General features: G+C 39.5%; 8 protein-coding genes and 4 rRNA genes (1 of these 12 cut by a window edge). 7 read left to right on the forward strand and 5 right to left on the reverse strand.

Annotated features, from left to right (window positions below; all coding sequences use genetic code 11):
• From MHH45_RS14905 to MHH45_RS14935, 7 genes are all read left to right on the forward strand, one after another.
• A protein-coding gene (locus MHH45_RS14905) for a response regulator transcription factor (protein WP_088094704.1) crosses the window boundary here: on the forward strand, positions 1-323 show its 3' end. 391 nt of this gene lie to the left of the window's left edge; 323 of the gene's 714 nt are visible here — the last part of the coding sequence; the start codon falls outside the window, past its left edge; the stop codon is at positions 321-323.
• The gene (locus MHH45_RS14910) at positions 313-1,356 is read left to right on the forward strand and encodes a sensor histidine kinase (protein WP_016117057.1); all 1,044 of its coding nucleotides are present in this window, start codon (positions 313-315) and stop codon (positions 1,354-1,356) included. Before MHH45_RS14905 ends, MHH45_RS14910 begins: the two co-directional genes overlap by 11 nt.
• Positions 1,357-1,402: 46 nt before the next feature.
• Positions 1,403-2,344, forward strand: coding sequence for an ABC transporter ATP-binding protein (locus MHH45_RS14915; protein WP_033670936.1), 942 nt, complete (start codon positions 1,403-1,405; stop codon positions 2,342-2,344).
• The gene (locus MHH45_RS14920) at positions 2,337-3,074 is read left to right on the forward strand and encodes an ABC transporter permease (protein ID WP_016117055.1); all 738 of its coding nucleotides are present in this window, start codon (positions 2,337-2,339) and stop codon (positions 3,072-3,074) included. The genes MHH45_RS14915 and MHH45_RS14920 overlap by 8 nt, the downstream gene beginning before the upstream one ends.
• 214 nt (positions 3,075-3,288) lie before the next feature.
• On the forward strand, positions 3,289-4,812 hold the full coding sequence (locus MHH45_RS14925) for a serine hydrolase domain-containing protein (RefSeq protein ID WP_088094705.1): 1,524 nt from the start codon (positions 3,289-3,291) through the stop codon (positions 4,810-4,812).
• 33 nt (positions 4,813-4,845) lie between these two features.
• Positions 4,846-5,643: an undecaprenyl-diphosphate phosphatase gene (bacA, locus tag MHH45_RS14930; protein ID WP_016117053.1), complete on the forward strand. Its 798-nt coding sequence runs from the start codon at positions 4,846-4,848 to the stop codon at positions 5,641-5,643.
• 332 nt (positions 5,644-5,975) lie between these two features.
• On the forward strand, positions 5,976-6,422 hold the full coding sequence (locus MHH45_RS14935; RefSeq protein WP_033670935.1) for an ASCH domain-containing protein: 447 nt from the start codon (positions 5,976-5,978) through the stop codon (positions 6,420-6,422).
• A gap of 194 nt (positions 6,423-6,616) precedes the next feature.
• On the opposite strand, the gene rrf (MHH45_RS14940) is transcribed toward MHH45_RS14935, so the two are convergent.
• From rrf (MHH45_RS14940) to rrf (MHH45_RS14965), 5 genes are all read right to left on the reverse strand, one after another.
• Positions 6,617-6,732: ribosomal RNA gene (gene rrf, locus MHH45_RS14940) — 5S ribosomal RNA — on the reverse strand.
• Positions 6,733-6,781: 49 nt separating this feature from the next.
• Positions 6,782-9,703, reverse strand: a 23S ribosomal RNA gene (locus tag MHH45_RS14945).
• A 145-nt stretch (positions 9,704-9,848) separates the two neighbouring features.
• Positions 9,849-11,400 (reverse strand): 16S ribosomal RNA (locus MHH45_RS14950).
• Together the 16S, 23S and 5S rRNA genes form the textbook arrangement of a ribosomal RNA operon.
• A gap of 626 nt (positions 11,401-12,026) precedes the next feature.
• Positions 12,027-12,950: a DMT family transporter gene (locus tag MHH45_RS14955; RefSeq protein WP_016132251.1), complete on the reverse strand. Its 924-nt coding sequence runs from the start codon at positions 12,948-12,950 to the stop codon at positions 12,027-12,029.
• Positions 12,951-13,481: 531 nt separating this feature from the next.
• Positions 13,482-13,597 (reverse strand): 5S ribosomal RNA (gene rrf / locus MHH45_RS14965).
• Positions 13,598-13,638 lie beyond the last annotated feature (41 nt).

The raw sequence follows: 13,638 nt of genomic DNA on the forward strand, positions 1-13,638 counted from the left end.
AGGACAAAACACTCCTAACATTTAAAGGGCTAACAATTGATGTGAAAAAGTACACAGTTAACGTAGATGGCGCAGAAATCTCTTTAACTGGAAAAGAATTAGAATTATTAAAGTTTTTTGCTTTAAACCCTGAACAAGTTTTTACAAAAACACAACTCTTCCGTAATGTTTGGGATAGTAATTATATAGAAGATGATAATACCATTATGGTGCACATTCGAAAGCTTAGAAAGAAAATCGAGGCTGACCCTTCCAATCCTAAATTCATCCAAACCGTCTGGGGCATCGGTTATAAATTTGTAGGTGAGAAGCATGAAGAATGATAAAGTTCTGTATCTTCTTCTATTGCAACTTTTAGCAATTACGGCACTCCTATCTATAGATATAAGTAACAATCAATTAGAAACAGGAAGATTAGCTTTATTTATTGCACTCTTCATTATGACAATCAGTCTTTTCTTTATAAGACTTCATTTTATCGAAAATCGAAAATCCATGGTTACCGGATTAAAACGTGCTATCAAGGGAAGTACACATGCTAGACTCTATACAAATAACGATCATTCATTGGATGAAGTAATTTTTTCTACAAATGAATTAATAACCGCGCTAGAAAAAGTACAAATTGAAGCTGTAAAATCTCATGAATCTAGAAAACAGCTCCTATCTAGTATTTCGCATGATATCCGGACACCCCTTACTTCTATTATTGGCTATGTTGATGCTTTAAAAGATGATATTGCTACTTCAGAAGAAGAGAAACGAGAATATCTTGAAATTATTTCAAAGAAATCAAGCAACTTAAAACAATTAGTTGATGAAATATTTAATATGGCCAAGCTAGATGCAGATGAATTTCCATTGAAGGAAGAGCCTCTCAATTTTGCTGAAATTGCTAGAGAATCTTTAATTGAATTTTTACCTGAACTAACAAAACATGATTTAGAGTTACAAGTTAGCATCCCAGAAACACCTTGTCCCGTTACAGCAGATTATCTTAGCCTTATACGAGTTATAGGTAACCTCATGAAAAATGCTATATATTACGGAAAATCCGGAAAGATAATAGGAATAAAACTCTTAGAGACCACTAATGAATATCAGCTGCTTATTTGGGATAAAGGACCTGGAATTTCAAAACATGATTTAAATAACGTATTTGAGAGAATGTACCGAAGTGAACAATCAAGGAACCATTCTCATGGTGGGAGTGGTCTAGGACTCGCTATCGCTAAAGCTCTCGTAGAAAAAAACGGCGGGAAAATATGGGTAGAAAGTATTCCGTGGGAAAGAACCACCTTTGGATTTTCTATCCCAAAACAAACCATTTTTAAGAAACAGTTAAGAAATGATTAAGTAGCAGTTAAATCCTCCTTTTTATCATGTAATTAAGAGCTTATTTATGGAAAGCAGGTGTTTCAGAGTGAATGCAATTATAAAGACAACAAATCTCACTAAGATTTATGACAAACAAAAATCAGTAGATAATCTAAATATAACTGTAAACCAAGGAGAGATTTACGGATTTATCGGGCGAAATGGTGCTGGTAAAACGACTACAATTCGAATGCTACTGGGATTAATAAAACCTACAAGCGGAAAAATCGAAATATTCGGAGAGGATTTATCTCGGAATCAAAAAGAAATTTTAAGGAGAATCGGTTCTATCGTTGAAGTGCCAGGGTTCTATGAAAACCTAACTGCAAGAGAGAATCTATTAATTAATGCAAAGATAATCGGGGTTCATAAAAAGGATGCGATTGGAGAAGCACTAGAAATTGTAGGCTTGCAGCATGAAACAAAAAAGTTAGTAGGAAAATACTCTTTAGGGATGAAACAGCGTTTAGGAATTGCAAGAGCTCTTCTCCATTATCCCGAACTGTTAATATTAGATGAACCAACTAATGGTTTAGATCCAATTGGTATTAAAGAAATGCGAAAGCTCATTAAATCTTTAGCACAAGAAAGAAATATAACGATATTAATTTCCAGCCATATTTTAGCTGAAGTCGAACAGCTAGTCGATCATATGGGAATTATTCATGAAGGAAAGTTATTAAAGGAAATTGCTCTTGATACACTTCGAAAAACAAATCGAAAATACTTAGAATTCCAAGTAAATAACGATAACAAAGCTGTAATGCTTTTAGAAAATCAATTTCATATTTCGGATTATGAAGTGCATGATGAGGGTAACATTCGCGTCTATTCCCATTTTGGGCAACAAGGACAAATTAATAAAACATTTGTCCAAAACGATATCGAAGTATTAAAAATTATGATGAGCGAAGATAGATTAGAAGATTACTTCACCAAATTAGTTGGAGGTGGAACAATTGGTTAATCTACTATACACAGAATTATTAAAATTAAAACGTTCTAACATGTTCTTAATTAGTATTATTGGAGCAGCTGTGGCACCTTTTATGGTAGTAGTAGCGTCATATGTACACATAAAAACAAAAAATCCTAATCCAACTATACTATTTGATAGACTGTTCTCTGATGTCAATCTATATACTGTTTTAATAATCGGAATCCCCCTATACGGTGTAGTGACTGCTTATCTCTTTAACCGGGAATATACGGAAGATACATTAAAAAATCTATTAACCATTCCTGTATCACGTATTAACTTTATTATAAGTAAATTCATCCTCCTATTTGTTTGGATTATGATGCTAACTATAGTTGCTTGGGGACTAACTTTATTATTAGGATTATTAGGAAACTTCTCTGGCTTCAGTAGCTCATTACTTCTGCAATCTTTAATGAAATTTTTAATGTGCGGCGGATTTCTTTTTATTTTATCAACCCCTATTGTACTGCTAACCCTTGTAATGAAAACTTATGTTCCGCCTATTATATTAACAATCGTTATAACGATGATAAATGTTATGACTGCAAACTCAGAGCACAAAGATTTATTTCCTTGGGCAGCAACAATCGATATAGTAAATAACGAACTGCAACCAACATATCCTCCGGAATATTCATATATCATCATTGCAGCTACATCTATTATCGGCTTTATCACAACAATATTCTATTTTAAAAAGGTTGATATTCATTAATCTAAGTAGATAAATTAAGGGTTTTATTAGTAGATGCGTTGTGTACCACTTAAAATCAGGCTTTTATTCAAAGTTGTTCCCACACCTCTCTTTTGTCCCCCCTGATAATTTTGAGGTGTGGGTCTAATTTCCGGTTATTTAGATTAAACACTCCCTATAAAAGATTTCAACCACTTTGTCATCTATTATTACCTACGGACAGGAGCTATTAAAGATGAATAAAAAGAAGATACTCTACCATTACCTTTCTATCAGTTTTTTAATACTAGTCTTTCTTATCCCATTCTCACAAATTAGCTTTGCTGAAAGTGAACAAACTAAAGAACAACGCATACAACAAATTGACCAATTTATTAAAGAACAACAAGAGCTTAGTCAAATACCAGGAATATCAGTAGTCATTGTCGAAAAAGGAAAAACTGTATATCAAGAAGGATTTGGGTACGCAGATTTAAAAACCCAAAAGGTTGTAAATGAAGATACTTTATTTGAGCTAGCTTCAACAAGTAAAGCTTTTACAGGTTTAGCTATTTTACAATTAGAAAAAGAGGACTTACTAAAAAGAACTGACGATATCACAAAATTTTTACCATGGCTAAAATTAACTTATAACGATAAACCAGGAAATATTACTTTAAATCATTTGCTTTATCAAACTAGCGGAATACCTTCTACCACTATTAGCGATATTCCCATCAGTACAGAGAATGATGCACTAGAAGCAACCGTCAAAACATTACAACACACAAAATTGGATCATAAGCCAGGAAGCTCTTTTGAATACGCAACTATTAATTATGATATTTTAGGACTTGTAATTGAAAAAGTGACAAAAAAGCCATATGAAGTTTATATGAAGCAAAACATCTTAAATCAAATTGGAATGAAAAATTCATTAGTAGGTTACTTACAAGGACAATCCAATGAGATGGCTACTGGGTATAAATTAAGATTTATGAGACCATATGCATATACACAACCTATCTATCGTGGTAATACACCCGCAGGTTATGTTATCAGTAATACAAATGATTTAGCAAAATGGATGAATCTTCAATTAGGAACTGAAACAAACGATTCCATTGATCCACAACTAATTTCGGATTCACATATCCCTGATAAGACAGTGAAACCAGTTGCTAATAATAGCTACTATGCCAGCGGATGGGTTGTTTTACAAAAAGACAAAAAAATTGTATTCCATGATGGAGAAAATCCAAACTTTTCGTCTTTTATTATAATGCAACCGGATGAACAAACAGGCGTAGCGGTGTTAGCAAATATGAAAAGTACATTTACTACATCAATTGGTCAAGGTGTTATAGATCTCTGGAACGGAAAGAACATTTCCGGTACACAGCAAATAGATAGCTTTCAAAAGGTAGATAAAATAGCAACCATAATATTCATTGTGACAGCGTGCTTAAGTATATTATTTATAATTTTAACCATAAGACTTATAAGAAGGTTATTACAAAAACGCCGAAATTGGACTTTATTAAACAAAAAGAAATTCATATTATTTCTCATAAATATATGTGTCGTTGCAGGGGGACTACTATTCTTTTTAAAACTCCCCAAAATACTACTTGGAGTACCTTGGTCGTTTGTTACAGTATGGGCTCCCATTACAGTTACACTAACAATGTATAGCTTTATAACAGTTATAATTTTATATTCCATCTATACAACTTTAATGTTTTTCACTAAGAAAAACGTCAATAGATTTCTTTCATAGATTTTCATTAACATTTGACATAGGAGTGAAATTATGAGCGATACAATTATTGCCTTCATACTCGGTATTGTAGAAGGACTAGCAGAATTCCTACCTATTTCTTCTACTGGGCATCTTATACTAGTCGGACACTTATTAGGTTTTGAAGGAGAAAGAGCAAAAACATTTGAGATTGTCATACAATTAGGAGCAATTTTAGCTATTGCTTTTTTATATCACAAACGCCTTGTTTCCTTATGTAACATTAAGCCTCTCTTGCAGAAAGAGAAAAAATTCAATGCACTACATGTTTTCCTAGGTGTATTCCCAGCTGTAGTTGTTGGCTTACTATTACATGATGTAATCAAAACATACTTATTTCAGCCATATACTGTCGTTATCGGACTTGTAGCAGGAGCTATTCTTATGATTTTTGCAGAAGTTAAAAAACCTGAAGCTACCTCTTATTCATTAGATGATTTAACGTATCGTCAAGCATTAACAATTGGATTATTTCAATGTTTAGCGGTATATCCTGGTTTTTCAAGAGCTGGATCCACAATGTCTGGAGGATTGTTAGCAAAAGTGAATTATAACGCTGCATCAGAATTTTCTTTTCTTATCGCTCTTCCCGTCATGGTTGGTGCAACCGGTCTAGACTTATTAAAAAGTTGGGAACATTTAAGTATAGATGATATTCCAATGTTTGCAGTAGGATTTATTACTTCTTTTGTAGTAGCAATGTTAGCAGTAGTAACGTTTCTAAAGCTACTCTCGAAAATAGGTTTAAAACCTTTTGCCTATTATCGCATTTTGTTAGCTATTGTATTTACTATATTCGTATTGCTCTAACTATAGAAAGATCACCTATAAAAACACTAACTAACCGATATTCCTATGGAAGAATCGGTTAGTTGAAATTATACGACCCTAACAGACATACCTTCTCCATTTTAAAAAAAGATATGCTAAACAAAATCTCCATAAAAAGCGTTGGTTTTATTACTCGAAATAAATTATCTAATCTTAAAAACTTAAGTAGTTGTTTAAAATAACTTGACTTATTAATTCTGAATATTCTTTAATGTTATTATAGAGGTTTATAGGAGAGATAGATGACCAGAACCTTATGACAATGAATTATGTATTTGAATATATAATAGAGAAATAGGTGAATGATACAAATGAACCAATTAGCACAAAAGTATTGGGATGAGTATTGGAAGGAAAGTGAAAAACCTCAATCTGTCAGCGCATGGCAGTTCGGAGCATCTCCTGATTATCTTGCTCAATTAGTAATTGATGGCGTGAAAACAGCAACATGCTCTGGTCATATCTTCTATGAACTAGACAATGAGCCACTTCCAGCAATAAATGATTATAGTATTATCTTAAATAGCCAGGATGAGCCTGTAGCCATTATTAAAACAATAGAAGTAACTGTAACACCAATGAATGAAGTGCCCGAAGAATTTGCCATTGCAGAAGGCGAAGGTGATCGAACTTATGACTACTGGAAAGATACCCACACAAAGTTCTTTACCAAAGAATTGAATGCACTTGGACATGAGTTTTCTGAAGATATGCTACTCGTTTGTGAACGTTTTAAACTCATTGATGTAAAAAAATAAACATACCCACTTTTCAAATACAAGGTCATCACCTATGATTCAAAAAAACGCATAGGTGATGACCTTATCTTATTATCTCTAATGAAGAAGAAAATTTATGAACAGCTATGAAGAAAAATAAAATAAATACTTAGGTACACAAAGCATTTATTTTATTAAACAAAAAAACCTAAGTCGAAACGACTTAGGTTTTTGCTTGGCGACGTCCTACTCTCACAGGGACAAGGTCCCAACTACCATCGGCGCTAGAGAGCTTAACTTCCGTGTTCGGTATGGGAACGGGTGTGACCTCTCTGCCATCATCACCAAACTATGAAGGCATATTCCTTCAAAACTAGATAACATTTGCTTCATATTATATGGTTAAGTCCTCGATCTATTAGTATTCGTCAGCTCCACATGTCACCATGCTTCCACCTCGAACCTATCAACCTGATCATCTTTCAGGGATCTTACTAGCTTACGCTATGGGAAATCTCATCTTGAGGGGGGCTTCATGCTTAGATGCTTTCAGCACTTATCCCTTCCGCACATAGCTACCCAGCTATGCCCTTGGCAGAACAACTGGTACACCAGCGGTGCGTCCATCCCGGTCCTCTCGTACTAAGGACAGCTCCTCTCAAATTTCCTACGCCCACGACGGATAGGGACCGAACTGTCTCACGACGTTCTGAACCCAGCTCGCGTACCGCTTTAATGGGCGAACAGCCCAACCCTTGGGACCGACTACAGCCCCAGGATGCGATGAGCCGACATCGAGGTGCCAAACCTCCCCGTCGATGTGGACTCTTGGGGGAGATAAGCCTGTTATCCCCGGGGTAGCTTTTATCCGTTGAGCGATGGCCCTTCCATGCGGAACCACCGGATCACTAAGCCCGACTTTCGTCCCTGCTCGACTTGTAGGTCTCGCAGTCAAGCTCCCTTATGCCTTTGCACTCTACGAATGATTTCCAACCATTCTGAGGGAACCTTTGGGCGCCTCCGTTACACTTTAGGAGGCGACCGCCCCAGTCAAACTGCCCACCTGACACTGTCTCCCGGGTCGATAAGACCCGTAGGTTAGAATTTCAATACAGTCAGGGCGGTATCCCACCAGCGCCTCCACCGAAGCTAGCGCTCCGGTTTCAAAGGCTCCCGCCTATCCTGTACAAACTGTACCAAAATTCAATATCAGGCTACAGTAAAGCTCCACGGGGTCTTTCCGTCCTGTCGCGGGTAACCTGCATCTTCACAGGTACTATAATTTCACCGAGTCTCTGGTTGAGACAGTGCCCAAATCGTTACACCTTTCGTGCGGGTCGGAACTTACCCGACAAGGAATTTCGCTACCTTAGGACCGTTATAGTTACGGCCGCCGTTTACTGGGGCTTCAGTTCAGAGCTTCGCTTACGCTAACCCCTCTCCTTAACCTTCCAGCACCGGGCAGGTGTCAGCCCCTATACTTCGCCTTACGGCTTCGCAGAGACCTGTGTTTTTGCTAAACAGTCGCTTGGGCCTATTCACTGCGGCTTTCCGTTAAGAAAGCACCCCTTCTCCCGAAGTTACGGGGTCATTTTGCCGAGTTCCTTAACCAGAGTTCTCTCGCACACCTTAGGATTCTCTCCTCGCCTACCTGTGTCGGTTTGCGGTACAGGCACCTTTTATCTCGCTAGAAGCTTTTCTTGGCAGCGGGGAATCAAAGACTTCGCTCCATAAGGAGCTTCCCCATCACAGCTCAGCCTTCACGATAAGCGGATTTGCCTACTTATCAGCCTAACTGCTTGGACGTGCACAACCAATCGCACGCTTCTTCTATCCTTCTGCGTCCCTCCATTGCTCAAACGATAAAGAGGTGGTACAGGAATATCAACCTGTTGTCCATCGCCTACGCCTGTCGGCCTCGGCTTAGGTCCTGACTAACCCTGAGCGGACGAGCCTTCCTCAGGAAACCTTAGGCATTCGGTGGACGGGATTCTCACCCGTCTTTCGCTACTCATACCGGCATTCTCACTTCTAAGCGCTCCACCAGTCCTTACGGTCTGACTTCACTGCCCTTAGAACGCTCCCCTACCACTGATACCATAGGTATCAATTCGCAGCTTCGGTGGTGTATTTAGCCCCGGTACATTTTCGGCGCAGAGTCACTCGACTAGTGAGCTATTACGCACTCTTTAAATGGTGGCTGCTTCTAAGCCAACATCCTAGTTGTCTAAGCAACTCCACATCCTTTTCCACTTAATACACACTTTGGGACCTTAGCTGGCGATCTGGGCTGTTTCCCTCTTGACTACGGATCTTATCACTCGCAGTCTGACTCCTAAGGATAAGTCATTGGCATTCGGAGTTTGACTGAATTCGGTAATCCGATGAGGACCCCTAGTTCAATCAGTGCTCTACCTCCAAGACTCTTACACTTAAGGCTAGCCCTAAAGCTATTTCGGGGAGAACCAGCTATCTCCAGGTTCGATTGGAATTTCTCCGCTACCCACACCTCATCCCCGCACTTTTCAACGTGCGTGGGTTCGGGCCTCCATTCAGTGTTACCTGAACTTCACCCTGGACATGGGTAGATCACCTGGTTTCGGGTCTACGACCACGTACTAAACGCCCTATTCAGACTCGCTTTCGCTACGGCTCCGCCTCTTCAGCTTAACCTCGCACGGGATCGTAACTCGCCGGTTCATTCTACAAAAGGCACGCCATCACCCATTAACGGGCTCTGACTATTTGTAGGCACACGGTTTCAGGATCTCTTTCACTCCCCTTCCGGGGTGCTTTTCACCTTTCCCTCACGGTACTGGTTCACTATCGATCACTAGGTAGTATTTAGCCTTGGGAGATGGTCCTCCCAGATTCCGACGGAATTTCACGTGTTCCGCCGTACTCAGGATACATTCAAGAGAGAACGAAGTTTCGACTACGGGGTTGTTACCCTCTGTGACGAGCCTTTCCAGGCTGCTTCGTCTACCTCGTTCCTTTGTAACTCCGTATAGAATGTCCTACAACCCCAAGAGGCAAGCCTCTTGGTTTGGGCTAGATTCCGTTTCGCTCGCCGCTACTCAGGAAATCGCATTTGCTTTCTCTTCCTCCAGGTACTTAGATGTTTCAGTTCCCTGGGTCTGTCTTCCATACCCTATGTATTCAGGTAAGGATACCATACCATTACGTATGGTGGGTTTCCCCATTCGGAAATCTTCGGATCAAAGCTTACTTACAGCTCCCCGAAGCATATCGGCGTTAGTCCCGTCCTTCATCGACTCCTAGTGTCAAGGCATCCACCGTGCGCCCTTTCTAACTTAACCAAACTAAAATTAAAAAATATGAGCTACACTGTTATCTAGTTTTCAAAGAACATACATTTATTTCTGAGAGATAGTTCTCTCAAAACTGAACAAAACGAAACACGGAAACTTATATTGATGAACAGCGTTCATCAATTCTCCATAGAAAGGAGGTGATCCAGCCGCACCTTCCGATACGGCTACCTTGTTACGACTTCACCCCAATCATCTGTCCCACCTTAGGCGGCTGGCTCCAAAAAGGTTACCCCACCGACTTCGGGTGTTACAAACTCTCGTGGTGTGACGGGCGGTGTGTACAAGGCCCGGGAACGTATTCACCGCGGCATGCTGATCCGCGATTACTAGCGATTCCAGCTTCATGTAGGCGAGTTGCAGCCTACAATCCGAACTGAGAACGGTTTTATGAGATTAGCTCCACCTCGCGGTCTTGCAGCTCTTTGTACCGTCCATTGTAGCACGTGTGTAGCCCAGGTCATAAGGGGCATGATGATTTGACGTCATCCCCACCTTCCTCCGGTTTGTCACCGGCAGTCACCTTAGAGTGCCCAACTTAATGATGGCAACTAAGATCAAGGGTTGCGCTCGTTGCGGGACTTAACCCAACATCTCACGACACGAGCTGACGACAACCATGCACCACCTGTCACTCTGCCCCCGAAGGGGAAGCCCTATCTCTAGGGTTGTCAGAGGATGTCAAGACCTGGTAAGGTTCTTCGCGTTGCTTCGAATTAAACCACATGCTCCACCGCTTGTGCGGGCCCCCGTCAATTCCTTTGAGTTTCAGCCTTGCGGCCGTACTCCCCAGGCGGAGTGCTTAATGCGTTAACTTCAGCACTAAAGGGCGGAAACCCTCTAACACTTAGCACTCATCGTTTACGGCGTGGACTACCAGGGTATCTAATCCTGTTTGCTCCCCACGCTTTCGCGCCTCAGTGTCAGTTACAGACCAGAAAGTCGCCTTCGCCACTGGTGTTCCTCCATATCTCTACGCATTTCACCGCTACACATGGAATTCCACTTTCCTCTTCTGCACTCAAGTCTCCCAGTTTCCAATGACCCTCCACGGTTGAGCCGTGGGCTTTCACATCAGACTTAAGAAACCACCTGCGCGCGCTTTACGCCCAATAATTCCGGATAACGCTTGCCACCTACGTATTACCGCGGCTGCTGGCACGTAGTTAGCCGTGGCTTTCTGGTTAGGTACCGTCAAGGTGCCAGCTTATTCAACTAGCACTTGTTCTTCCCTAACAACAGAGTTTTACGACCCGAAAGCCTTCATCACTCACGCGGCGTTGCTCCGTCAGACTTTCGTCCATTGCGGAAGATTCCCTACTGCTGCCTCCCGTAGGAGTCTGGGCCGTGTCTCAGTCCCAGTGTGGCCGATCACCCTCTCAGGTCGGCTACGCATCGTTGCCTTGGTGAGCCGTTACCTCACCAACTAGCTAATGCGACGCGGGTCCATCCATAAGTGACAGCCGAAGCCGCCTTTGAATTTCGCACCATGCGGTGCAAAATGTTATCCGGTATTAGCCCCGGTTTCCCGGAGTTATCCCAGTCTTATGGGCAGGTTACCCACGTGTTACTCACCCGTCCGCCGCTAACTTCATAAGAGCAAGCTCTTAATCCATTCGCTCGACTTGCATGTATTAGGCACGCCGCCAGCGTTCATCCTGAGCCAGGATCAAACTCTCCAATAAAGTTAGTTTGTCTAGCATCTAAAATAAAAATTGACGTTTCACGTTGTTTGTTTCGTTCAGTTTTCAAAGAACTTGTTTGCCGCTCATTTGCGACTCCCTTATGTTAACACTTTCATGTTTCAATGTCAACTAAGTTTTTCATTTCGTTTGTCGCGTTCTGCGTTGTTGCTATCGGCGACTCGTATAATACTACACTTATATATTGAAATAGTCAATGGATTTTATATAAAAAATTGTTTTTTATCTCTTTTATAGATAAACACTCACAAATCATTAATCTTTTATTCATACACCCTTTCCATTCCTATAGATTCAGTACCCCTAAAAGGGAAAAAAGTAAAACTATTTATCCCTACTAGACATTATAAATGCGTACTCAAGGAGCCTTCATTCTATTTCAGAGTCAAAAGAATAGTAATACTTCATTAGCAATTTGTTTTTTATCAAATAATTTTACTTCAAACATCCCTGGATTATCATCCCTTTGTTCATTATTATAAATACAGTATATAAATGTATAATTTAGTATTGTATTACACAGGTTCCCTAATCTTCCTGTATGCTCCTCTAAACCAACTAAAAAGAGAGCATGCCATTCGATGCATCCCCCCTTTCATATTCTGGCATTAATATGTTTTGTACTTCCTATCTTCTTTAGTTTGTCGATCAACGGATTTCATTAGAGCACTTAATTTACCTTTATCCGCCCAGATAACCCCAAATAAAACTAGACATCCTCCTATTAATATCTTCCATGTTAAAGATTCTTTTAATAAAATAACCGAAGCAATAATACTTATGAGTGGTAAAGCATTTAAATACAATCCACTTACTGATGCCGAAACTCCTTCTAGCGCCTTATTCCAAAACCAATAAGCTAGGATTGTTGCACAAACAACAAGGTATGTAAAACTAAGCCCTGTCTTCCATGTTTCTATTTGAGGTAGACCATAATAAAAAGTTTCGATAACTGCAAAGGGGAATAGAATGATTGCCCCTATGATTAATGTTAATGTTGTAAATACTTCGTTTGATAGATTCTTTTCTTGTTTTGGTCTTTTTAATAATATTGTATAGAAAGCAAATAAAAAAGTACTTAATAAAATAAGTATGTCCCCAACTAGAGAAGCGCTTTGATTATCATTACCAGATGGAATGGTAATACATATTACTCCTATAAAACCTAATATAATTCCAATCCAATAGTTTAACTGAATCTTTTCTTTTAAAAACAGTGCCGAGAAAATAATTGTAACTAAAGGTAAAGCAGCATCAATGATGCTAACATGTAATCCACTTGTTAAAGAAATCCCATACGAGGTAAACATAAAATATCCCGCCACACCAGTAAAAGATAATACGCTTATTCTTTTCCACGGAACATCCCTATTAACAATACTTTTTCGTAGCTGCTGAAAAGAAAACAATAGACATATCCCGCCAGCAAAGCAAAGACGAAGAAATAATAGGGTGAATGGCTGAATTGACTCTAACGCCCATTTTGTCGGAGCAATTGCTATCCCCCATAGTATAATCGCAATTAATAGCATACTTATTCCTTTAATGTTTTTCTCCCCTTTTCATATATGTCTCTTCATACCATATGTAGACCTATTTACTTTGTACCATATAATAAAGAGAATAAAGATCATTACTCAATTTTTGTGCGATTCCAATACAGTAAACCTTAAATCCTCGCGTATAATCGAATAAACAAAAATTAATTTCCTATTCTCTTTCACGGTAAGCAGAACAATATTCACCAGCAGTTTTAGCCGCTACTTCAACTAATTTATGAACAAGTCCATCCCAAACAGTAACTGTACATAAAGATACCCATTCAATGTTTCCTCTAACAAGGTGAAAAGAATCGCAATCATTTCATGTGGTTACCAAAACTTCACTGTACACTATATTTTAATTTCTGTAATTTTGAATAAAAAAATGATATCTAACATGTCCTTTTCCCTTGGCTTTTGTATAAGTCTTTCCATAAAAGTCCCATTGGAATTTTTTCTTCGATCACTCGCTTATTATGTAAATGCACAAAAAAGACGAGTCATTCTGACTCGTCTAAAGTTGCTTGGCGACGTCCTACTCTCACAGGGACAAGGTCCCAACTACCATCGGCGCTAGAGAGCTTAACTTCCGTGTTCGGTATGGGAACGGGTGTGACCTCTCTGCCATCATCACCAAACTATTGAAGGTATATTCCTTCAAAACTAGATAACATTTGCT

The organism is Bacillus sp. FSL K6-0042 (assembly GCF_038006685.1).
Classification (GTDB): domain Bacteria; phylum Bacillota; class Bacilli; order Bacillales; family Bacillaceae_G; genus Bacillus_A; species Bacillus_A pseudomycoides.

Coding starts and splice junctions, on each gene's coding strand:
- bacA (WP_016117053.1), top strand. CDS start 4,846: ATGAGCGATACAATTATTGCCTTCATACTCGGTATTGTAGAAGGACTA.
- MHH45_RS14955 (WP_016132251.1), bottom strand. CDS start 12,950: ATGCTATTAATTGCGATTATACTATGGGGGATAGCAATTGCTCCGACA.
- MHH45_RS14910 (WP_016117057.1), top strand. CDS start 313: ATGAAGAATGATAAAGTTCTGTATCTTCTTCTATTGCAACTTTTAGCA.
- MHH45_RS14915 (WP_033670936.1), top strand. CDS start 1,403: ATGGAAAGCAGGTGTTTCAGAGTGAATGCAATTATAAAGACAACAAAT.
- MHH45_RS14925 (WP_088094705.1), top strand. CDS start 3,289: ATGAATAAAAAGAAGATACTCTACCATTACCTTTCTATCAGTTTTTTA.
- MHH45_RS14935 (WP_033670935.1), top strand. CDS start 5,976: ATGAACCAATTAGCACAAAAGTATTGGGATGAGTATTGGAAGGAAAGT.